This is a genomic window from Anoxybacillus sp. MB8, assembly GCF_011006755.1.
GTDB lineage: Bacteria > Bacillota > Bacilli > Bacillales > Anoxybacillaceae > Anoxybacillus > Anoxybacillus gonensis.
This window is the reverse complement of sequence record NZ_RXXX01000037.1, coordinates 1-21,191: the sequence shown is the minus strand read 5'-3', so window position 1 is coordinate 21,191 and position 21,191 is coordinate 1. Positions and strand designations below refer to the sequence as shown.

Here is a 21,191-nt window from a genome sequence, read left to right as displayed (position 1 = left end):
TTGCTGAAAACAAAAAGCGCCGGTATGCGACGCTTATTTTTGTTTCACCATCTTTTGTTTGACTACACTATTTTCTTTCGTTTTGTACGAAAGATTATCTATATTTAGTCCGTTTCCGAGCGTTCCGTACACATACCCTTCGCGCGGTTCGATGAGTTCTGTTTGTTCATGATAAAGCCGCGGCGTTTTCCATAACGCAATTAACGCTTTTGTCATCGGCATTTCATGATACCGTTCCGGCCATAGTTGTTTAATATATTGTTTGACGAGCGGGTAATATTTTGAACTCATCGCTGGGAATAAGTGATGTTCTGTATGGTGTGAAAAGTTGAAATGCAACACATCTACCCACTTTGGAACGATGACCGTTAAGCTATTAGCTAGCGGATCGTTAACTGGAACGAGCGGATTTAAACGATGGTTCGTTGAAATATATCCCATAACGATCGCATTCCCAATGAGCAACGGAAAAACGAATGCAAAGAGCCATTTTTCTACTCCGATCATCAACAATAACCCAATCCATATCGACCATGGCAACACAAACTGCCAAAATACTGCGCGACGACTTCCTTTTTCAAACTCCTTCCAAAAATGAAGAAGCATATGAAGCGAATGAACGGTAAACATCCCTGCTAAAGACAAAAACGAAAAAGCCGCACGAATGGGAAACGGAATGCGATAAATCCAACGGAGAAAACGACTTTGAGCTAAACGTTTTATCGTCGGCCACGCATCGGGATCAAGTTCCTCATGTTGTGTATGCACATGATGTGTCGCATTATGCCACTTTCGCCATAACTTCGGACCTGTGCAAAGCGGTAAAAATGCGATACCACCTAATAAATCACGAAGCCACGCCCGTTTGACTACCGTCCCGTGCAAAATTTCATGCCCTAAAAACCCTAATCCAGCAAAACACCATCCAATAACAACCGAAAGCAATCCGTTCCATAACCAATGGAGGTCAAATAAAGAAATCGTTACAATGCTGCTCACTAAAACGAGCATGTAAGCAAGGCCACCAAACAGACGAGACGGAACAGGACGGAACGCTTCCTCAGGCAAATACGGGGCAATGCGAGCCGCGTACCACCCGAATGAATGAAATTGTTTCATGTAACAAAAAACTCCCCTCATACGTAAACACTTCGCTTTAAAAAGAAATGAATATTCAAACATCTCCCTTTAAAGCTTATTGTCATCGTATCATTTATATTCTTGTCCTGTCAATAAAATTTATTACCTGATCATATTATTTATTTATATTATTTAGTATCAATATGAATGCAGTTGTACAATAGCGATAAATGTGTTTCAATGGAAGTAAACATACCAAATCAATTTGGGGTGAAACAGATGGGGATGCCGTTAGAGATACAAACGATGATCGTCACAAATGGAAAAGAAAAACGAATTGAACACAACTTATTTGTATTACAAAAAGAAGGTTATCGCTTATATCCACTTGACGTGCCGTTAGAAGTAAGACGAACAAAACACGGAGAAGCAACAGGACAAGCTGTCGTCAAAAAACTCGTCCTTGAAAACGGAACAACGATCGTTACATATGAATTAATTGCTTTGCACTCCATTAATTAAACCGTCGAGCGATGTGCTCGGCGGTTTTCTTTTTAGGTCATTCACACATTTTGATTAGGCGCATACGATAAAGCAAACGAAACGAAAGAGGGGAAAAAAATGCGAAAATGGGGGTTTTTGCTCGTTGCTTTTATGTTTTTGCTTTCAGCATGCTCATCTAATGATGTAAAAACGTTGCGCGTTGCGGAAGTGACTCGTTCTATTTTTTATGCACCTCAATACGTCGCAATTGAAAAAGGCTTTTTTGCTGAAGAAGGGCTTCATATTGAGCTAAATACGACGTGGGGTGGCGATAAAACGATGACGACGCTTTTATCGAACGGAGCGGATATTGCGCTCGTCGGTTCGGAAACGTCTATTTATGTGTATAGTCAAGGAGCCATTGATCCTGTCATCAACTTTGCGCAATTGACACAAACAGATGGAACATTTTTAGTTTCGCGTGAACCGATCGCTAACTTCACATGGGAGCAATTGAAAGGAAGTACATTTTTAGGTCAAAGAAAAGGCGGTATGCCGCAAATGGTCGGAGAATACGTTCTAAAGCAGCATGGAATTGATCCACATAAAGACTTAAATCTCATTCAAAATATTGAGTTTGCTAATATCGCCAATGCATTTGCAAGCGGAACAGGCGATTTCGTCCAACTATTTGAACCGACTGCTAGCATTTTTGAACAAGAAGGAAAAGGATATATTGTTGCTTCCTTTGGAACGGAATCCGGCCATCTCCCGTACACAACGTTTATGGCAAAACAAAGTTTTATTGAGAAAAATAAAGATGTCATTGAAAAATTTACACGCGCTCTTTATAAAGCACAACAATGGGTGCAAACACACGATGCTAAAGAAATCGCAACAGTCATTCAACCGTACTTTGAAAATACAGATATCGCTCTCATTGAAAAAGTTGTCGATCGCTATAAAAACCAAGGCTCTTACGCAACTGACCCTATTTTAGATGAAGAAGAATGGAACCATCTTCAAAACATCATGAAAGAAGCAAATGAATTGCCATCGTACATTGATCACTCGATTTTAGTGAATACATCGTTTGCCGAAAACGCACAAAAGAGGTGAACACCATGCCCATTTTAACGATTGATCAAGTGATGCATGCCTACGTCACAAACCAATCTGCCGTCTTGGCACTTGATCATCTGTCGCTAACTGTCGAGAGGGGAGAATTTCTCTCCTTTCTCGGCCCAAGCGGCTGTGGAAAAACGACGCTTCTTTCCATTATCGCGGGACTAATCGAACCAACAAAAGGCCGTGTACTCATTGAAGGAAAAGAAGTAAAAACGATGCGCCAAACGATTGGATATATGCTACAACATGATTATTTGTTCCCGTGGAAAACGATTGAACAAAACGTCACACTCGGATTAAAACTAACAGGCAAATATAGCGAGAAAACGAGAAAACAAACGCTCGCCCTTTTACATCAAATTGGTCTACGCGACGTCGATGATCGCTATCCTTATGAATTATCAGGAGGAATGCGTCAGCGCGCTGCACTCGTTCGCACCTTGGCAACCGACCCGAAAATTTTATTGTTAGATGAACCGTTTTCAGCACTTGATTACCAAACAAAACTTAAACTAGAAGATCTCGTATGGGAGACGTTAAAGCAATATCGGAAAACAGCACTTCTCGTCACGCACGACATCGGTGAAGCGATTGCAATGAGCGACCGTATCGTTTTATTTACCGCAAGACCAGGAAAAATTAAGCGAATTGTTTCCGTTCCAGATTCATTAAAAGCATGTACACCGTTTCAAGCTCGCCAACATCCAGATTTTTCACCGATTTTTCAAATGATTTGGAAGGAGTTAGAGAGCATTGAACAAACATGAATGGTTGCAACGTATATACGATCAATATATAGCATATGAAAAGCGCGAAAAACGAATCGTTCGTTTTTTCCAAATGATCATCGTCGTTTCCTTCTTTAGCTTATGGGAGATGGCGAGCCGTTTTCATTGGATTGATCCTCTTTTATTTAGCTCACCGTCTTCAATTTGGCACTTGTTTATCACTAAAGTGCGCGATCATACGTTGCTTTCACATACAACCATCACATTAACAGAGACCGTGCTCGGTTTTATTGTTGGTACGATCGCAGGCATTTGTTTCGCTGCGCTTCTTTGGTGGTTTCCACGCGTATCTAAAATTGTTGATCCGTATTTAGTCATTTTAAATGCCATGCCAAAGGTGGCACTTGGACCGATTCTCATTGTAGCGCTCGGACCGAATATGACGTCAATCGTGGCGATGGGAGCAATCATTTCTATCATTATTACAACGATTGTCGTTTACACATCGTTTAAAGAAGTAGATGCCAACTATATCAAAGTGCTTCAAACATTCGGTGCAACAAAACGACAATGGTTCACAGAAGCCATTTTACCCGCTTCCTTTCCGACAATGATTTCAACGTTAAAAGTGAACGTCGGTCTATCTTGGGTCGGTGTCATTGTCGGGGAATTTCTTGTTTCGAAACAAGGGCTCGGTTATATGATTATTTACGGGTTCCAAGTGTTCAACTTTACGCTCGTTTTATTAAGTTTGCTTATGATTGCGTTACTTTCAAGCATCATGTACCAACTTGTCAGTTGGTTTGAAAAAAAACTAATGAAACGTGCATAACCCTACACGTAAGAAAAAGCGGTGGGGTTTTAAATCATTCCCCACCGCTCTAACTGTTGTTTCGTATATGCCCATACGCCATCCTTCATAATAAAACTAAATCGTCCATCTTTCGCTATGTCATCTGGCATATGCTCAATGAGCACAGGACCATTTGTCTCAAAATACGACTCCCTTTGTTCCAAAAATTCAACATGAGCAAAATAAATATTTTTTACAATCGTTTCATTCGGACGTTTGACTTCATACTGTCCAATGTACGTGATCTTCTCAACAACTCCGCCCGTTTCTTCCTTTACTTCGCGAATTGCTGCTTGTTCTGCCGTTTCTCCTTCCTCTATTTTCCCACCTGGAAACTCCCAGCCACGTACAGCGTGATTTGTCAATAACCAACGACCATCGTACCGACAAATCACAAGAACATGTTTCGGTTGTTGCGAAAAAGGATGGTCAGAAAAAGAAAGTCGAACGTTGTATCCGTAGTAATCTTGAAATACAATCATCGCCGTCTACCCTCAACTGTATGTTTTCTTCATTGTACCACACAGTGAAATTGTCGACAGCTTTTATAACTGTATGACACCCATCGTTTCAATTTGTTGTTTCGCTTCTTCATCTCCAAGCTCATAAATAAGTTCGTACACTTTTTTTATCGCTTGATCATATCCATCATTTGGCCGATCGTAATGGTATTGCACATACGGCACATGTGCGCGCCAAAACGATTGCCAATCGGATGAATACATTTCATCAAAATACTCTCGTAATTGAATGATTTCTTCATCCGTCGCCTCAATTCGAAACTCCCAAGGTGATGCTGTTTTCACTTGCGAAATTTCGCCACGAGCCACTGAAACATAGTACGTTTTTTTCATCGCCCCACCTCTTTTCCATTTGTTACGGTTAGTGTGAGTCGATCCATTTGTTTTCATGCAACAAAAAGCATACGATCTCCTTTAACGCTTCTTCAAGTACTATAATATGAAAAAGGTGGGAAATCCCACCTTATCCAAGAAACGATTTTAACATCCACACATGTTTTTCTAAGCTTTGATGAATGCCTAAAAGCATATCCCCAGTCGTTTCATCATTAATTTCCCCTGCGTAGTTCATACCATCTTTCAACTCTTCAATCATCGTTTCAAAATCGCGCACGATTTCTGCCACCATTTCCTCGGCTGTTTCATTTCCTTTGGCTTCCTGTACAGACGCTACCGCTAAATACTCTTTCATCGTCGCTAACGGCTTTCCACCTAGCGCCAATAAACGCTCCGCTAATTCATCAATATGTAGCGCAGCTTCATTGTACAATTCTTCAAATTTTGTATGCAACGTAAAAAATTGCGGACCTTTCACATACCAATGGTAGTTGTGCAGTTTCACATACAATACGTTCCAATTCGCAATTTGTTTGTTTACAATGTCAATTAATTTTTCCTTCATTTTCATTCCCTCCTCAAGTATAAACTTTCCCCTTCTCTATTGTAGCAAACAAAAAAAATTTTGGAAAATAATACGGTTTTGCATTAAGATAGAATGTGGAGGGGTACATATGTTGCTCACTTTTATTATTTCTATCATCATTGTATTTGTCGTGCTCATCTTAAGCGTTTTAACGATTTCAAAAGCATACAAATACAAACACACCATTGATGAGTTGCCAAATGAAAAAAGCAAAGGTTCAGACATGTAACGCCTGAACCTTTGTTGTTTAGCCAAACACTTTTTTCAATTCTTCTTTTGGTTGCGATAGCCAGTAGCGCATGAGTCGCTTTGCTCCTTCTAAATCATGCAACTTCGCTTGACCACACTCTTTTTCTGTTGCGGCTGGCACCTCTGTGACGGTTAGCGCTTCATTCATCGTTGCCTCTAGCAAGTCAATAATTTCTTCAACGGTTGGCGTGCCGCTAACGACTAAATAATAGCCTGTTTGACATCCCATTGGCGAAATATCAATAATATCAAAATGGTCGTATTTTTCGGCGTGCTTACGAATGTGCACCGCTAGCAAATGCTCGAGCGTATGAATAGCTGCTGGCTGCATTGCTTCTTTATTAGGCTGACAAAAACGAATATCAAATTTATTCACAACACCGTCGCTGCCGACTTTATGAACGCCGCAATGGCGAACGTACGGTGCTTTGACCGCACAATGATCAAGCTCAAAGCTTTCTACTGAAGGCATACTTCTCACCTCTTTTCAATTGTTACGTCTTTATCATACACAAAAGTCCGACTTTTTTCATCTTTTTTTGTTAGTATCATTTCGTCCAGCTATGTTACAATAAGAAAAAATAGGGGTAGGTGTATGATATGAAACATATACTTCTTTTACTTATTCGCTTTTATCAACGTGTCATTTCCCCATTAAAACCACCGACATGTCGCTTTTATCCGACTTGTTCGCATTACGGATTCGAAGCTATTCGCCGTTTCGGTGCGCTCAAAGGCGGATATTTAACAATAAAACGCATTTTAAAATGTCATCCGTTTCACCCCGGTGGATTTGATCCCGTTCCAGAGAAAGAGCAAAAATAGTTGTTCTTTCTCTTTTTTTTCGATATGATAAACGTTGTAAATCGTAATAATTACGTTTTGGGAAAGGAGAAACCTATATGAAAGTGCCTGTTACCGTATTAAGCGGATATTTAGGTTCAGGAAAAACGACATTGCTTAATCATATTTTAAACAATCGTGAAGGATTAAAAATTGCTGTTATCGTCAACGACATGAGCGAGGTGAATATCGATGCTGAGCTCATTAAACAAGGTGGATTTTCACGTACAGAAGAAAAGCTTGTACAAATTCAAAACGGCTGTATTTGTTGTACGTTGCGAGAAGATTTAATGAAAGAAGTTCAAAAACTCGTTGAGGCTGGAAACATTGATTACATTGTCATCGAGTCATCCGGCATTAGCGAACCGATTCCTGTCGCTCAAACATTTACGTATATCGATGAGGAATTTGGCATTGATTTAACGTCAACATGTCGGTTAGATACGATGGTCACCGTTGTAGATGCCAATCGTTTTTGGCATGATTTTGCCTCCGGTGAAACGTTATTAGATCGTAAACAAGCAGTCGATGAAACAGATACGCGTGAAGTTGTCGATTTACTAATTGATCAAATTGAATTTGCAAACGTGCTTATTTTAAATAAAATCGACTGCATTTCTCAAGAAGATGCAGACGAGCTAGAAGCACTCCTTCGTAAATTAAATCCAGAAGCAAAAATCATTCGGACAACATACGGAAAAGTGGCACTTCATCACATTTTAAACACTCGTTTATTTGATTTCGAAAAAGCGAGTCAATCAGCTGGATGGATAAAAGAACTAAATGAAGAGCATACACCAGAAACAGAAGAATACGGCATTTCTTCTTTCGTATATCGCCGCCGTCGCCCGTTTCATCCCGAACGGCTGATGCATTGGCTCGAACAATGGCCAGTTGAAATCGTTCGCGCCAAAGGCTTTTTCTGGCTCGCTTCCCGCAACAATATGTGCGGACTTCTTTCACAAGCTGGGCCGTCCATTATGATTCAAGGGGCTGGCGAATGGATTGCCACATATCCTCCACATGAACAGGAACAAATTTTGCGAGAAGAACATGAATTGCGTGCAAAATGGGACGATACGTATGGCGATCGCATGACAGAACTCGTATTGATTGGCATTGGCATGGACGAACATGCGATTTCTTCTTCCCTGGATGCATGTTTATTAACAGATGAAGAAATGAAACAAGACTGGTCAACTTTTGTTGATCCGCTTCCACCATTTGTTACTACTTCATAGTTTTCAAATCGTAACGATTACGATATAATAAACTAGGAGAAAAAGGATGTTTTCATAAACATCCTTCTTTTTTGAGAGGAGGAAAAAAATATGAAATTACGTGCGATGTTAACTATTATACTTACAAGCACACTTACACTATTTGGATGCAATAAACAAGATGAAAACGCTCCAGCCACTAGCGAGGGAAAAGACAATCCACTTATCATTTATACAACCGTATATCCACTTCAAGACTTTACCGAAAAAATTGGTGGAAAACATGTGCAAGTCGAAAGTGTATACCCTCCAGGCGTCGATGTGCACACATATGAGCCAACAGCAAAAACGATGCAACAAATTGCTGAGGCTGATGCATTCATTTACATTGGTCAAGGAATGGAAGGATTTGTCGATCGCATCACGAAAACGCTAGAACATGAGCGCGTCAAATTCGTCGCAGCAACGGAAAACATGGAATTACTTTCAGCTAATGATACTCATGGAGACGAACATGCTCATGAAAACGAATATGAACATACTCATGAAAACGAAGATGAACATGCTCACGGAGATGTCGATCCTCACGTCTGGTTAGATCCGATTTATTCCATTGAAATGGCCGAAACGATTAAACAAACATTAGTAGAACTTAAACCTGAAGCGAAAGATGATTTTGAACAAAACTTCGCTTCATTAAAACAGCAACTTGAACAACTCGATCAACAATTTCAACAACTGATGAAAGAGGCGAAAAGAAAAGATATTCTTGTTGCTCATGCTGCATACGGCTATTGGGAGAAACGATACGGCTTAAAACAAATAAGCGTGACTGGACTATCACCAACAAATGAACCGTCACAAAAACAGCTTACTTCCATCATTAAAAAAGCAAAAGAGCACAACATACAATATATCTTTTTTGAACAAAATGTTACATCAAAAATTGCTGAAGTCGTAAAAAATGAAATTGGGGCGGATGTACTCATTCTTCACAACTTAGAAGCGCGCACAAACGATGATATCGCAAACAATAAAGATTACTTTGCGATCATGAATGACAATATATCCGCATTAAAAAAAGCGTTACAATAAGCGATCGTTACGGTCGCTTATTTTTTTGCATATTTTTTCCCTTTTCAAATCAAACTAGGAAACGACAATGTATGGAAAGGGATGAACATTTCGGTATGGATCACGTATTAACAGCAAGAACGTTATTTGGTACAACCATGGCGTTTCATATTATTTTTGCGACGCTTGGAGTCGGTATTCCGCTCATGATTTTATTGGCCGAGCTACTATATCAAAAAACGAAAGACAATGACTACGCTCTCATGGCTAATCGTTGGACAAAAGCGCTCGCCATTTTGCTTGGCGTAGCGATTCCGTCTGGTACTATCGCAGGAGTACAACTTTCACTTTTATGGCCAGGCTTTATGGAAGTGGTCGGCAAAGTGATGGCGCTTCCGTTTCAAATTGAAATTTATGCGTTTTTCGTCGAAGCGTTATTTTTATCTATTTACGTATACGCAGCAGACCGTATCTCTCCAGCAATGCGCATCGTAAGCTTGACGCTTGTTGCCATCGGAGCAGCCGCTTCTGCCATTTTAATCACGAACGTTCACGCCTTTGAAGGTACACCGACTGGCTTTCGTATCGAAAACGGGCAAATTGTTGACGTCAATCCGTGGGAGGCGTTTTTTAATCCAAGCTTTGCCGTCACAGCAACACACGTCGTTTTATCAGCGTATATGACAGGTGCGTTTACGATCGCTTCAATCGCGGCATATCACATGTTGAAAAATAGACGCCATGAACGCATCCAACTTTTTCATAAAAAAGCGCTCATGCTCGGTTTAACAGTTGGCGGCGTATTTTCTTTACTAACAGCAATAAACGGACATGAATCAGCCCAACTTCTTCATGAATATCAACCTGAAAAATTAGCTGCTGCTGAAGGATTGTTTGAAACACAGTCGCACGCCCCGCTCGTCATCGGCGGTTTTACGGACCGTGAAACACAAACGGTCAAATGGGGAATTGAAATTCCGTGGTTACTTAGCTTTTTAGCGGGCAATCGTTTCGATACCGTCGTTGTCGGATTGAATGACTTTCCAGAAGAATGGTGGCCACCATTGTTTGTCCATACCCTTTTTAATGCAATGGTCGGAATCGGCATGTTTCTTCTCCTTCTTTCCATTGTCGGATTCGTTTGGCATCGCATAAGAAAACAACACATATTTCCGAACTGGTTTATGTGGACAGTTGTTACTGCTGGGCCGCTCGCTCTTCTCGGTATTGAATTTGGCTGGATTTTTGCTTGTACAGGGAGACAGCCTTGGGTCATTTATCGCATGATGACAACGGCAGAAGCTGTAACACAGTCAACAAATTTAGGAACACTCTTTCTTTTATTTACGTCCATTTACGTATTTTTACTCGTCGCAGTCGTTCTCGTCTTGCGTTCTTATTTCCGCCGCCATCCGATTGAACAACACTTATCTACGCACATGTAGAAAGGAGCAAGATGATGACAGATGAATTAATTGCTATTTCAATTTTATGGGGATTTATTTTTATTTACGCCGTCATGGCGACGATGGACTTTGGAGCAGGGTTTTGGTCGATGGTATATATGAACCGCCCGCAAACGAAAGCAACGAAAATCGCAAACCGATATTTATCACCGACATGGGAAGTGACAAACGTCTTTATCGTTGCGATCGTCGTGGCGCTCGTCAGCTTTTTTCCCGGAGCGACATTTATGCTAGGAACCATTTTACTTATACCCGGAAGCATCATTTTACTTTTGCTTACTGTACGTAGTGCGTTCCTCGTTTTTTCACACGTTGCTCCTAAATATGAAAAAGTGCTTGTTTACATTTCTGGTATAAGCGGCTTACTTATTCCAGCCTTTTTAATTAGCGTCTTGCCAATTACGCATGGTTCTTTTGTCGAAACAATGAATGGAGTCAGTCGCCTACGGCTTGATCGCTTATTTACAAGCCCACATGAATATGCATTTATCGCCTTTGCGATTACAAGTACACTCTTTCTTTCGTCGCTTTTATTAGCAGACTACTCAAACGAAGCAAATGAAATAGAAGCATATACGATTTATCGCCGCGATGCACTCATCATCGGGCCGTTTGCTCTTCTCTCCTCTATTCTCATTATGGTCACGATGCGAAATGAAGCGCGCTGGCTATATGACGGAATGATTGCACGTTGGCCGTGGCTTGTCGCTTCTGTCGTATTATTTCTCTTAGCTGGCGGGGCGCTTTTTCTTCCTTCATGGAAAAGAAAAAACGGACGCGGAATGCCGCGTCTTGCGGTTGTAGCCATCGTCTTACAATATTTTTGTGCAAGTTACGCATACGGAAAAGCTCATTTACCATATATGATTTACCCGAATGTAACAATCGAATCCGGATTTACGCATCCGAATACGTTTCGTGCCCTTTTTGTGACGTATATCGTCGGCTTTGCTATTTTATTTCCAGGATTCATTTATTTTTGGCGGCTGTTTATGAAAGACCGGCGCTATGTAGCAAATGATGAAAAATAATGATTGCAAATGTTGAGATTTTTCGCTATAGTTTTAAACGTAAACCTTTTTCGTACAATATATTGTGATGATTGCACAAAATAATAACTATATATTGAAACCAACAAGTGAAGGTGTCCGAGCGGACTTAATAGGGAATCTGGTGCGAATCCAGAACTGTCCCCGCAACTGTGTGCGCAGACGAAATGGAAACAACACCACTGTATATGTCAGCTTTTCAGGCGCATATATGGGAAGGAATCCAAAGTAGGAAGAAGCGCGAGTCAGGAGACCTGCCTTCCTTGTATCGTTTCATATTCTTCGGGGATTGAGAAGATGAAACGATGGTGAAAGCATGCCTTTTTCCATCGTTTCATCCGCTCAATGAGAGCGGATGTTTTTATTTTTTAGGGGAAGGGATGTTATATGGTGTACATAAAACAACAAACAGAAGTAAATGAAGAAACGATCCGCACATTATTGTTTCCTATTTTCAAAGACTTTCCACACTTAGCGAGTGAGCGATACATTGAACGGACTGTACGGGCGCTTGCTCATACGCAGCGGTACAACGACATGATGAATAAACTTATTTTAAATGCGCTTGATGAAATCACCGTAGAACAGCCGGATTGGACGTTTGTTGCCGCTCGTCTCTATTTGCAACAGCTATACGACGAGGCAGCTAACAATCGCGGCTATGATGTATCCGACACATATCGCTACTTTTATGAATTGCAAATAATGCTCGTCGATCTCGGCATTTACGACTCGTTTTTATTGGAACGATATACGAAAGAAGAACTGCAAGAAGCGAGCACATGGATTGACGCAAAAAAGGACGAGCTATTTACATACATCGGGTTAAAAACGCTCGTTGATCGCTATTTAGCGAAGGGGTATGGCGGCGAAATTTACGAACTGCCGCAAGAGCGCTTTTTAACGATTGCTTTAACATTAATGGCATATGAACATCCGACAAAACGAATGGCACTAGCGAAAGAAGCATATTGGGCATTATCTAACCAATACATGACCGTTGCTACGCCAACTTACGCAAACGCTGGAAAGTCGTATGGTCAATTATCGAGTTGTTTTATTGATACGGTAGACGATAGTTTAATTGGCATTTATGAGTCGAATACCGACATCGCCCGTTTATCAAAAGGCGGTGGAGGAATTGGCGTATATTTAGGAAAAATTCGCGCACGAAATTCCGATATTAAAGGGTTTAAAGGCATCTCCTCTGGTGTCATTCCATGGATGCGCCAATTAAACAATACCGCCGTATCGGTTGACCAGCTCGGTACGCGCCAAGGAAGCATTGCCGTATATTTAGACGTTTGGCATAAAGACATTTTCTCGTTTTTAGACGCGAAGCTAAACAACGGCGATGAACGGCAAAAATGCCATGATTTATTTTATGGCGTATGCATCCCTGATTTATTTATGGAACAAGTCGAAAAGCGCGGCGATTGGTATTTATTTGACCCACATGAAGTGAAAAAAGTGATGGGCTGGAAAGATAAACACGGCAATCCATTAGGGCTAGAAGACTTTTATGATGAAGAACGAGGAAATGGCTCGTTCCGTGAAAAGTATGAGGAATGTATCAATCATCCAGAGTTAAGTAAAGAGCGCGTTCCTGCGATTGAAATCATGAAACGGATATTAAAGTCACAGTTAGAAACAGGAACGCCTTATATGTTTTATCGCGATGAAGCAAATCGGATGAATCCGAACAAACACGCAGGCATGATTTATTCTAGCAATTTATGTACAGAAATTATGCAAAACATGAGCCCAACCATCGTCACAAAAGAGTATACAGAAGATGGGGAGATTATCGTTCATAAAAAGCCTGGCGATTTTGTCGTTTGCAACTTATCGAGCATTCATTTAGCGCGTGCCGTACAAGATGATGTGTTAGAACGATTAATCCCGATTCAAGTGCGCATGCTCGATAACGTCATTGACTTAAACGAAAAGCGAATTGAAGTGTTGCAAGCTGTCCTCACCAATAAAAAATATCGCGCCATCGGGTTAGGGGCATTTTCTTGGCATCATTTATTAGCGTTAAAAGGAATCAAATGGAACAGCGAAGAAAGCGTACAGCTTGCTGATCAGTTATTCGAGAAAATTGCTTATTTAACGATTCAAGCAAGCATGGAGCTTGCCAAAGAAAAAGGAGCATATCCAGCGTTTGAAGGCTCCGATTGGCACACAGGAAAATACTTTGAACTTCGTGGGTATCATTCCCATGATGAGTTAGATTGGGATCATTTAAAACAACAAGTGATGGCATATGGGATGAGAAATGGCTATTTAATGGCGCCTGCGCCAAACGCTTCCACATCCGTTTTAGCAAACGGAACGGCATCGTGCGACCCTGTCTTTAACCGTTTATATTTTGAAGAAAAGAAAAATTATAAAATTCCTGTGACCGTCCCTGATTTAAACACAAAAACGTTTTGGTTTTACGATAACGCCTATGAAGTGGATCAAAAGATGAGCATTCGTCAAAATGCTGCAAGACAAAAACATGTCGATCAGTCGTTAAGTTTTAATCTATATGTGTATAACACGATTAAAGCAAAAGATTTGCTAGACTTACATCTCACAGCATGGAAAGAGCGGTTAAAATCGACGTATTACGTTCGTAGTACTGCAGTAACGATTGAAGAATGCGACGTTTGTTCATCGTAGGGGGATAAAAAATGAACGTTCTTATTTGTTATACATCGAAAACAGGGAACACAAAAGAAGTGGCGCTGTTAATAGAAGAAGCTTTTTGCTCATACGGACATGCGGTGAAAACGATCAATGTTGAACATATGTTTGCGATCGAATCGCTCATTCATGACACACAACTTCTTTTATTCGGTTCATATACGTGGGGAAATGGACAACTTCCGGACGAAATGAGGAAGCTACTTCGTTTTCTTATTAAAGAGCGAAATCTTTCTTTGCCTCCTGTTGCGCTGTTTGGCACAGGAGATCAAATGTGGCCATACTATTGCCGCGCTGTCGATGAAATGGCGTACCATTTACGAAAAGTGACGCCGGTGCTCGGCACGTTAAAAATTGAACAATCCCCCCGCGGCCATCAACAACATTTACCGGCTGTTTTCGCCCATCAACTACTCAAGGAGGTTGAGCGTTTTGTTATTGACGAAAGTAAAATTGCTCGAGCCGTCGCATCCAAATAAAGCAACAAGCATTATTAACGGAAAAGCAAGCGGCATTTTAAACTGGAACGATATTAAATATAGCCATTTTTATGATATATACAAAATGTTGCTCGGCAACTTTTGGACGCCGTTTGAAATTAACATGTCGGATGATATTAAACAATGGCATCATTTAAGCGAGCGGGAACGTGATGCATTTTTACACATTATCGGGTTGCTTTCGATTTTAGACTCTGTGCAACCAAACTTTATCGGAGCGATGAAAGAATACATTACCGATCCGAGCGCCAAAGCGATTTTTTCGATTATTGAACAACAAGAAGTCGTCCATAATCAGTCGTACTCGTATGTGCTTGCATCTATTGAGAAACTATCCGAGCAAAACCGGGCCTTTGAAATGGCGCGCACGAATCCGCACATTTATAAGCGAAATGAACACGTCATTCGCGTATACGAAGCGTTTCGTGAACGACCAACGGCTGAAACGTTTTGCCGTGCTCTTGTCGCTTCGCTCGTCTTAGAAGGAATTAATTTTTATTCCGGGTTCGCCTTTTTTTACAACTTAGCGCGAAACCAAAAAATGCTGAAAACATCCACAATGATTAGCTATATTAATAAGGACGAACTATGCCATAGCTACTTCATTTCCCAACTCGTACGCGCTGTATTATGGGAAAATCCTCATCTGGACGAAGACGGATCATTTTCAGCGTGGATATATGATTACATCGATGAAGCGATCCGTTATGAAACGGAATGGTCGCGTTTTGTGTTGCGCGACATCGATGGCATTGATGTCATTGAAATGGAGAAATATATCGAATATCTCGGAAACAAGCGGCTGCGCATGCTTGGCTTGGACGACCGCTACGAGGCGGATGAAAACGCGATGCCTTGGATTCGCGTCTTTAGCGATGAAAACGTAAACTTAGGCAAAACTGACTTTTTCGAAGCCCGTCCACGTTCATACACAAAAACAACCGATATTAATGGGTTTGATGAATTGTAAAAAGGTGGGTTAGCCCACCTTTTTACTCTAATGATCGTACGTATGCAGCAATTTGTTTTATTTCCTGTTCATTAAGTAATGTGACATCTTCTATGCGGTGACGTGCAATCGCTTCTTCAATCGTTTCGGCACTTCCATCATGTAAATATGGGGCAGTCGCCCATACTCCACGCAATGTAGGGGTATCCCACTGTTTTGGAGTTCGTGGGTTTGTAAATTGTGCACGCGCGTCTCCAGCCGAAGCGCGATCAAGTATATTCGCTGTCCCGATATCATGCAAAAACGACGTTTGTGCTGTAGTCAGTTTTCCGTTACTATCTGCCGCTTTTACACTATCTGTAAAGTATATTCCTCCATGGCAACTTACGCAATTTCCCTTTCCAAAAAATAATTTTTCTCCTTTTTTAGCTGTAGACGTCAAACTCCCGTCCTTCTCTCGATAAGGACTTTTAGGCACAGGGAACGAATTTGGGTCATCTAAATAAGCAAAGAGTGCATCAAACATATGTTGAACATCAGCTGGTAACGGTTTGCCCGGATCATATTGTGACATACCACCCATTTCACCTTGTACGGTATGGATATAATCAGTAAAGTCATCACGTGATCCATCCCACATAAACAGTCCTGTTTTCGTTGTTAAAATATTGCTTGGTACATTCCTTGGTCCTTTAGGTGTTAAAAGTGTCAGGCCATTGATATCGCCATCACTATGGCAAGATGCACAACTCATCCAATTATTTTTTGTTATCTCAGCTGCATATTCATCACTATTTGCACTATAAAATATTTTTTTTCCTTCCCTTACAAGAGGAGACAATGAATCTTTCGAAATGAGAGAAATATTTTTTTCTGTTTGTTTCGCTTTTGCGTATGTTTGTTCTCCGCCTGTTTTGATTATCGCAATTTCATGACTCATCGCCTGATGTATATACAATGTTTCCCCATCTGGGGAAATGACAATTCCTCTTGGGTTATCTCCTTGAATTCGACGCAATACTTGAGTAGCATTCCCACCTCGAGCAAGGTCAAAAACAACGAGATCTTCACTTCCCGACATAATTGCGTACGCTTTTTTTCCATTAGGATGGAACACAATATCGTACGGATTAGATACAATCATTGTTTCATTTTTTACATCCGTTACATTGATTTCTTCAAACAATTCTTTTCTTTCATCCAATATTTCTTCATCTCTATCTAGTCGAATAACTGAAATAGCAGGAAAAATCGTCTCCTCAAAGTGAATAGGTGTATCAATATTTGTTAATAAGTGCGGGACGTATGCTTTTTTCCCATCAGGTGCAATAACAAACTGCTCTAATGTATTTGGGATACCTTGACTTTTTTTGCGGTCTTCTTGATCTGGCGAAGGTGCCAATGAAATACGTTTGATGACTTTTTCTTTTTGTGTATCAATAACTGTAATTTTTCCCTCTAAATAATGAGGGACATATAGCTTTTTTCCATCCGCCGTAATTGTCACTGTTCTCGGTCGATGACCTATCGCAATATCCTTCTTTACTTTTCTTGACTGTAGATCGACGATAGATAATGTACCCGAACGATAGTTTGCAACATATAGCCATCGACCATCTTGGCTCGTCACTAAACCAAACGGTTCAATTCCTGTTTCAATATGACCAACCACTTTTTGCTTTTTCAATGAAATGATGTCCACCCGATGATCATACATACAAGACACATATAAAAATTGTTCATCAGGACTTAATGTTAATTGACGTGGCTCACGTCCGACAGGAATTTCTATCTTTTTCTTCTTTGTTTTCACATCGATAATCGTTACAGTAGGCACATCAATATTGGCAACATACAATTCATCCCCTGCTCGGTTAATAACAATATTGTTGCTGTTGACTGCCACCTGGCGAAGCACCGATTCGTTGGACAGAAACATCGGTTGTTTCGCACACGAGGCGAGAAACAAAATAAAAAGAAAGAGTGCCCATCTCTTCATATTTATCCCCCCACGTAGAGAAGGCGGTCGGCTTAGACCGTCCGCCTTTTACTTTTCTTTTACTTCAACATTAACAAGAATAGGAGCAATTCCATACGGACCATCTCCCGCTTGAATTTGTGGTACATTATCCCCGTCTGTATTGCCGGACTGATCATCTTTTCGATACACATCCCCTGTATCCCAAAACTCACTTGCCTGCATACCTTCTTTGATAGTTGGTCCGTCAATAATGAGATTATAAAAGTCTACATAACGTGAAATAATTGTTTCTCGATCTAACTCTTTTGGTTGTTGTTGATCTTGATCTGTGTTATTTAGATGACTAACTGCTAAACGGAATACGCTCGAAAGCGCCCCTGCCACAAACGGATCATATTTCATCTCATCTTTTGCCGTTTTGTAAACATGCAACGACTGATTCCAGAAATGTTGATCCATTGACACATAAATGTTACGCGCAGCTTCTCTGTACTTCTCTTCTTTTGTTGCTAAAAAGGCAGCTGTTAATCCTCGAACCGCCCCAAGTTGAGAAAGAAGTGTTGGTTCAGACTTATCTACTCCTTCTCCAATCGTAAAACCGTTTGCAACGAGCCCATCCGTTCTTATTAGCTTTTCAACAATGAAATCAGCCTGCTTCCGAATAAGTTCGAGCGCTCTTTTTCCTTCCTCCGTATGCAAACCTTCTGCTTCTTCTCCATTCGCATAGCCAACCGGTAAACCGTCAATTGCACGTTGGAACATCCGGAGCGCTTCCATCATATATCCGGCATCAAACGTGTTCATATATTTTCCTTGCTCCGTACCACTATGTTCTTCCACAAATACGCCCCATTCATCATTGAAATGCATCGCATCTACATTTTTAAAAATGGTGAGCAAAACATCCCGATTCACTGAATACGGATCATCACTTCGTATATCATTATGATCATTTTCGTCAATGTTTTCATTTGGTGCTTTTGGATAAGGCTTACCATCAAAAACGGCTAAAAATGCTGGATTTTGATGTTTATTAGCATTTCTTTGATCTGTCATACCAAAAAATTCTGCTGCTGGCCATAACATAAGCCATTGATCTCGTAAAATGCTACGTTTATCTTTTAGAATGAGTTTCTGGGCATCAGGTGCTTGCTCGTTTCCATCCTCAACTACTTCAATACGGTGAGGCAGATAAACAAAACCTTTCGTCGGCTCATAATCTCCACTGTGTAAAGCAGTCAGCTTGTTTCGTTTCGCGTCATAAAATAAATGATCACGAATAAATAATAGTTTATTCCATATTTGTTCAGTTAAAATCATTCCTTGCATTCCATCAGCAGAACTAACCCCCAGAGCAATGTTTGGATCTTGATCATCGTTCGATGTCTTTCCTTCTATTTCTTCATCCTGATCTACTGTATGAAATGCACCTAGAAAATCTCCTGCCCATAAAGCTTGTTTTAGAAATGTTGCCCCATAAGCAGCTGGAACAAGCATTTTATTCATTTTTTCGCGATCCCATCGCAATGTTTGAAAATCCACTTGATACACAGGGACATACGTTCCATCATCATTTTCTGCATATACGTCTGTGTCCACTTGTTGTATGTAATGCGGATCGCCACTTTCATACTCAATTAATGTAGGAAACATATTGCGAAATATTTCTTCACGTGGATATCCAACTTGATCAGCAAGAAAGTAAAAGCGATCCGCTAATACTTCATAACTTTCTTTTCCATTTTGTTCCGCCAGTTTTTTGACCACAGGACCATGAATAAGATGTAAACCGAAACCTGACTTTTCAGTTACTTCATACATCGCTTCCTCAGAATACTCGTAAGACTCTACCCCCGCAATATAATCAAATTCCGTTGGTTCATTTATTTTTCGAACATCTAACAAATTTAAATCTAACCCTAACTCTTCTGCAAAAGGTTCACCAGATAATTCAAACTCTGAGTATGCAAACATATTACCTGCCGTCCGAAACTTATAATCCGTTACCGGAACTTGAATCGCAGCTTCTGTTTCTTCTTTCTTTTTCTTATTTGTCGTTGGTTCAGCACATCCACTAACGACAAGCGATGAAGATAACGCAATAGCCGAACCAACCTTTTTCCATCTCCTCATACTCTCCCTCTTTCCAAAATTGAAATTCATTATCAAATCCTAAACTTTATGATACTTGATATGCATGTTTTGTCAACAAAAAATGGAGCACCCTATTCGCTGATATTTGGTAAATATAAACTTCTCTAGGTTTTCCGTTGAAGTTTTGTTCAAACATACTTATCGCTTTAAGAAGCGAAAACGAATCAACAACAAAAACGTTCATACATGATGGGACAACGCATGTGTCAGACGTATATGATGCAGTAATTAACGCATCGTGCTCGTCTAATATGTGAACAAATGACAGATCATTGGCGACAAAGCGAAGCAAGTAATCCGTCATTTTTGCAATCATTTTATAGTATGTAACGGGAGAGTCACAAGAAGCGATCGGAAACGATGATGTTGCCCGTTCAATTCCTTTTAGCAACGTAAGCGATGAACGATGAGGTGGAGATATGCTGTAATGATAAGTTAACACTTCATTCAAAAACGATTGCCACAATGTCCTCTCCTCCTTAGTTCACTCGTTTTAGCTCCCCCATTTGCTCAATGACAGATTGAATGGAACTCCATGAACGCTTTACAAAGTAAATCGGCTTGTGTTGATCTTTTGCTTTTTGTTTAATGACTTTCGCTAAATTATGGTTAATATAATCCGTCATCACAAATACGATATCGACGTGCTCTGGTATTTGACGTTTCACCATATTCACTTTTCGACCATCTAAATGAATAATTTCCTTAAATCCTGAGTTTTTTAATTTATCGGTAATGTTTCCTAAATGATCCGCACCAACAACTAATAACGATGACATATAACTCCCTCCGACTTTTTGTCTTATATTGCACAATTTCATTCTAATTGAGAATGATTATCTATGTCAACATATAATGATAAAAATTCTCACTATTTTTGCTCATTTTTTCATGTTATGTCTTGCCAACGTTTTGTCTACACTAACATCAGCATAAAGAAAGGAGGGAATAATCATGGCAAAAGATGTGCTTTGTGAAGTGCAAAATTGTCAGTTTTGGTCACAAGGTAATCGATGTAGTGCAGACGCAATCTATGTCGTAAGCCATGCCGGTGCAACGGCAACAAGTTCAACAGAAACAGACTGTAAAACGTTCCAACCGAACGAATAACAGCATGGAGCTGACCCAAAAGTCCGCTAAAAAGCGGACTTTTGGGAGTTAGTTTTCATATTTTGTAAAATAAGAGAGGGATTTACCTCTCACTTTTCTATTTCTTAAGCCTCTAAGGATCGTTGTTTGTCCTTAGAGGCTTTTTTGAGGAGATTATGGGCAGCACAAATAAGCCCCCACTCTATGGAAA

The 21,191-nt window shown here is 40.4% G+C and carries 23 protein-coding genes and 1 riboswitch; of the genes, 14 read left to right on the top strand and 9 right to left on the bottom strand.

What is annotated here, in order from left to right:
- Nucleotides 1-33: 33 nt before the first annotated feature.
- Nucleotides 34-1,119: a Delta(10) desaturase DesB gene (gene desB / locus EKC99_RS11995; RefSeq protein WP_026011608.1), complete on the bottom strand. Its 1,086-nt coding sequence runs from the start codon at nt 1,117-1,119 to the stop codon at nt 34-36.
- 240 nt (nt 1,120-1,359) lie between these two features.
- Between desB and EKC99_RS11990 the strand changes: the two genes are divergently transcribed.
- From EKC99_RS11990 to EKC99_RS11975, 4 genes are all read left to right on the top strand, one after another.
- Nucleotides 1,360-1,602, top strand: a complete 243-nt coding sequence (locus tag EKC99_RS11990; protein WP_019417381.1) for a DUF2584 domain-containing protein — start codon at nt 1,360-1,362, stop codon at nt 1,600-1,602.
- Nucleotides 1,603-1,701: 99 nt separating this feature from the next.
- Nucleotides 1,702-2,682 (top strand): ABC transporter substrate-binding protein, encoded by a 981-nt coding sequence (locus EKC99_RS11985; protein ID WP_035063836.1) that lies wholly within the window; start codon nt 1,702-1,704, stop codon nt 2,680-2,682.
- 5 nt (nt 2,683-2,687) lie between these two features.
- Nucleotides 2,688-3,458, top strand: a complete 771-nt coding sequence (locus tag EKC99_RS11980; RefSeq protein ID WP_009361619.1) for an ABC transporter ATP-binding protein — start codon at nt 2,688-2,690, stop codon at nt 3,456-3,458.
- Entirely contained in the window at nt 3,445-4,251 is an 807-nt protein-coding gene (locus EKC99_RS11975; RefSeq protein ID WP_163152033.1) for an ABC transporter permease, read from the top strand. Before EKC99_RS11980 ends, EKC99_RS11975 begins: the two co-directional genes overlap by 14 nt.
- Before the next feature lie 29 nt (nt 4,252-4,280).
- Here the strand turns inward: EKC99_RS11975 and ytkD are convergent, their stop codons facing one another.
- The 3 genes from ytkD to EKC99_RS11960 all read right to left on the bottom strand — a co-directional run bounded on the left by ytkD (nt 4,281) and on the right by EKC99_RS11960 (nt 5,694).
- Entirely contained in the window at nt 4,281-4,754 is a 474-nt protein-coding gene (ytkD, locus tag EKC99_RS11970) for an RNA deprotection pyrophosphohydrolase (protein WP_009361621.1), read from the bottom strand.
- A 63-nt stretch (nt 4,755-4,817) separates the two neighbouring features.
- Nucleotides 4,818-5,126, bottom strand: coding sequence for a hypothetical protein (locus EKC99_RS11965; RefSeq protein ID WP_009361622.1), 309 nt, complete (start codon nt 5,124-5,126; stop codon nt 4,818-4,820).
- 130 nt (nt 5,127-5,256) lie between these two features.
- Entirely contained in the window at nt 5,257-5,694 is a 438-nt protein-coding gene (locus EKC99_RS11960) for a Dps family protein (RefSeq protein ID WP_009361623.1), read from the bottom strand.
- A 109-nt stretch (nt 5,695-5,803) separates the two neighbouring features.
- Here EKC99_RS11960 and ytzI point away from each other — a divergent pair, with 109 nt between their 5' ends.
- On the top strand, nt 5,804-5,944 hold the full coding sequence (gene ytzI, locus EKC99_RS11955) for a YtzI protein (RefSeq protein WP_081957620.1): 141 nt from the start codon (nt 5,804-5,806) through the stop codon (nt 5,942-5,944).
- Between the two features lie 18 nt (nt 5,945-5,962).
- Here ytzI and EKC99_RS11950 read toward each other — a convergent pair whose 3' ends face one another.
- Nucleotides 5,963-6,436 carry an S-ribosylhomocysteine lyase gene (locus tag EKC99_RS11950; RefSeq protein WP_009361625.1) on the bottom strand — a complete coding sequence of 158 codons (474 nt, stop codon included), beginning with the start codon at nt 6,434-6,436 and terminating at the stop codon, nt 5,963-5,965.
- A 128-nt stretch (nt 6,437-6,564) separates the two neighbouring features.
- Here EKC99_RS11950 and yidD point away from each other — a divergent pair, with 128 nt between their 5' ends.
- The 8 genes from yidD to EKC99_RS11910 all read left to right on the top strand — a co-directional run bounded on the left by yidD (nt 6,565) and on the right by EKC99_RS11910 (nt 15,777).
- Nucleotides 6,565-6,789, top strand: a complete 225-nt coding sequence (gene yidD, locus EKC99_RS11945) for a membrane protein insertion efficiency factor YidD (protein ID WP_009361626.1) — start codon at nt 6,565-6,567, stop codon at nt 6,787-6,789.
- A gap of 77 nt (nt 6,790-6,866) precedes the next feature.
- A complete protein-coding gene (locus tag EKC99_RS11940; protein ID WP_163152032.1) occupies nt 6,867-8,048 on the top strand; it encodes a GTP-binding protein in 1,182 nt (393 codons plus the stop codon).
- A 90-nt stretch (nt 8,049-8,138) separates the two neighbouring features.
- Entirely contained in the window at nt 8,139-9,122 is a 984-nt protein-coding gene (locus EKC99_RS11935) for a metal ABC transporter substrate-binding protein (RefSeq protein WP_163152030.1), read from the top strand.
- 71 nt (nt 9,123-9,193) lie between these two features.
- The gene (locus EKC99_RS11930; protein WP_009361629.1) at nt 9,194-10,546 is read left to right on the top strand and encodes a cytochrome ubiquinol oxidase subunit I; all 1,353 of its coding nucleotides are present in this window, start codon (nt 9,194-9,196) and stop codon (nt 10,544-10,546) included.
- A 14-nt stretch (nt 10,547-10,560) separates the two neighbouring features.
- Nucleotides 10,561-11,598, top strand: a complete 1,038-nt coding sequence (locus EKC99_RS11925) for a cytochrome d ubiquinol oxidase subunit II (protein WP_009361630.1) — start codon at nt 10,561-10,563, stop codon at nt 11,596-11,598.
- A gap of 94 nt (nt 11,599-11,692) precedes the next feature.
- Nucleotides 11,693-11,892, top strand: a riboswitch (cobalamin riboswitch).
- A 111-nt stretch (nt 11,893-12,003) separates the two neighbouring features.
- Nucleotides 12,004-14,283: a ribonucleoside-diphosphate reductase subunit alpha gene (locus tag EKC99_RS11920; protein ID WP_163152027.1), complete on the top strand. Its 2,280-nt coding sequence runs from the start codon at nt 12,004-12,006 to the stop codon at nt 14,281-14,283.
- 11 nt (nt 14,284-14,294) lie between these two features.
- Nucleotides 14,295-14,786 carry a flavodoxin domain-containing protein gene (locus EKC99_RS11915; RefSeq protein ID WP_163152026.1) on the top strand — a complete coding sequence of 164 codons (492 nt, stop codon included), beginning with the start codon at nt 14,295-14,297 and terminating at the stop codon, nt 14,784-14,786.
- Nucleotides 14,740-15,777 (top strand): ribonucleotide-diphosphate reductase subunit beta, encoded by a 1,038-nt coding sequence (locus EKC99_RS11910; RefSeq protein ID WP_163152024.1) that lies wholly within the window; start codon nt 14,740-14,742, stop codon nt 15,775-15,777. The genes EKC99_RS11915 and EKC99_RS11910 overlap by 47 nt, the downstream gene beginning before the upstream one ends.
- A gap of 22 nt (nt 15,778-15,799) precedes the next feature.
- Here the strand turns inward: EKC99_RS11910 and EKC99_RS11905 are convergent, their stop codons facing one another.
- The 4 genes from EKC99_RS11905 to EKC99_RS11890 are packed head-to-tail and all read right to left on the bottom strand — an operon-like array spanning nt 15,800 to nt 20,670.
- On the bottom strand, nt 15,800-17,755 hold the full coding sequence (locus tag EKC99_RS11905) for a cytochrome D1 domain-containing protein (protein ID WP_163152022.1): 1,956 nt from the start codon (nt 17,753-17,755) through the stop codon (nt 15,800-15,802).
- Between the two features lie 48 nt (nt 17,756-17,803).
- Complete coding sequence (locus tag EKC99_RS11900) at nt 17,804-19,870, bottom strand: hypothetical protein (RefSeq protein ID WP_163152020.1); 2,067 nt, start codon at nt 19,868-19,870, stop codon at nt 17,804-17,806.
- A gap of 46 nt (nt 19,871-19,916) precedes the next feature.
- Nucleotides 19,917-20,357, bottom strand: coding sequence for a hypothetical protein (locus tag EKC99_RS11895; RefSeq protein WP_035063862.1), 441 nt, complete (start codon nt 20,355-20,357; stop codon nt 19,917-19,919).
- Between the two features lie 13 nt (nt 20,358-20,370).
- Nucleotides 20,371-20,670, bottom strand: a complete 300-nt coding sequence (locus EKC99_RS11890) for a DUF2325 domain-containing protein (RefSeq protein WP_006320652.1) — start codon at nt 20,668-20,670, stop codon at nt 20,371-20,373.
- A gap of 175 nt (nt 20,671-20,845) precedes the next feature.
- Between EKC99_RS11890 and EKC99_RS11885 the strand changes: the two genes are divergently transcribed.
- Nucleotides 20,846-21,001 carry a DUF1540 domain-containing protein gene (locus EKC99_RS11885; RefSeq protein ID WP_009361637.1) on the top strand — a complete coding sequence of 52 codons (156 nt, stop codon included), beginning with the start codon at nt 20,846-20,848 and terminating at the stop codon, nt 20,999-21,001.
- Nucleotides 21,002-21,191: the final 190 nt, after the last annotated feature.

Excerpts from the sequence above, each read along its gene's own strand:
- desB (WP_026011608.1), bottom strand. The coding sequence starts at position 1,119 with ATGAAACAATTTCATTCATTCGGGTGGTACGCGGCTCGCATTGCCCCG.
- EKC99_RS11990 (WP_019417381.1), top strand. The coding sequence starts at position 1,360 with ATGGGGATGCCGTTAGAGATACAAACGATGATCGTCACAAATGGAAAA.
- EKC99_RS11985 (WP_035063836.1), top strand. The coding sequence starts at position 1,702 with ATGCGAAAATGGGGGTTTTTGCTCGTTGCTTTTATGTTTTTGCTTTCA.
- EKC99_RS11980 (WP_009361619.1), top strand. The coding sequence starts at position 2,688 with ATGCCCATTTTAACGATTGATCAAGTGATGCATGCCTACGTCACAAAC.
- ytkD (WP_009361621.1), bottom strand. The coding sequence starts at position 4,754 with ATGATTGTATTTCAAGATTACTACGGATACAACGTTCGACTTTCTTTT.
- EKC99_RS11965 (WP_009361622.1), bottom strand. The coding sequence starts at position 5,126 with ATGAAAAAAACGTACTATGTTTCAGTGGCTCGTGGCGAAATTTCGCAA.
- EKC99_RS11960 (WP_009361623.1), bottom strand. The coding sequence starts at position 5,694 with ATGAAGGAAAAATTAATTGACATTGTAAACAAACAAATTGCGAATTGG.
- ytzI (WP_081957620.1), top strand. The coding sequence starts at position 5,804 with ATGTTGCTCACTTTTATTATTTCTATCATCATTGTATTTGTCGTGCTC.
- EKC99_RS11950 (WP_009361625.1), bottom strand. The coding sequence starts at position 6,436 with ATGCCTTCAGTAGAAAGCTTTGAGCTTGATCATTGTGCGGTCAAAGCA.
- yidD (WP_009361626.1), top strand. The coding sequence starts at position 6,565 with ATGAAACATATACTTCTTTTACTTATTCGCTTTTATCAACGTGTCATT.
- EKC99_RS11940 (WP_163152032.1), top strand. The coding sequence starts at position 6,867 with ATGAAAGTGCCTGTTACCGTATTAAGCGGATATTTAGGTTCAGGAAAA.
- EKC99_RS11935 (WP_163152030.1), top strand. The coding sequence starts at position 8,139 with ATGAAATTACGTGCGATGTTAACTATTATACTTACAAGCACACTTACA.
- EKC99_RS11930 (WP_009361629.1), top strand. The coding sequence starts at position 9,194 with ATGGAAAGGGATGAACATTTCGGTATGGATCACGTATTAACAGCAAGA.
- EKC99_RS11925 (WP_009361630.1), top strand. The coding sequence starts at position 10,561 with ATGACAGATGAATTAATTGCTATTTCAATTTTATGGGGATTTATTTTT.
- EKC99_RS11920 (WP_163152027.1), top strand. The coding sequence starts at position 12,004 with ATGGTGTACATAAAACAACAAACAGAAGTAAATGAAGAAACGATCCGC.
- EKC99_RS11915 (WP_163152026.1), top strand. The coding sequence starts at position 14,295 with ATGAACGTTCTTATTTGTTATACATCGAAAACAGGGAACACAAAAGAA.
- EKC99_RS11905 (WP_163152022.1), bottom strand. The coding sequence starts at position 17,755 with ATGAAGAGATGGGCACTCTTTCTTTTTATTTTGTTTCTCGCCTCGTGT.
- EKC99_RS11900 (WP_163152020.1), bottom strand. The coding sequence starts at position 19,870 with ATGAGGAGATGGAAAAAGGTTGGTTCGGCTATTGCGTTATCTTCATCG.
- EKC99_RS11890 (WP_006320652.1), bottom strand. The coding sequence starts at position 20,670 with ATGTCATCGTTATTAGTTGTTGGTGCGGATCATTTAGGAAACATTACC.
- EKC99_RS11885 (WP_009361637.1), top strand. The coding sequence starts at position 20,846 with ATGGCAAAAGATGTGCTTTGTGAAGTGCAAAATTGTCAGTTTTGGTCA.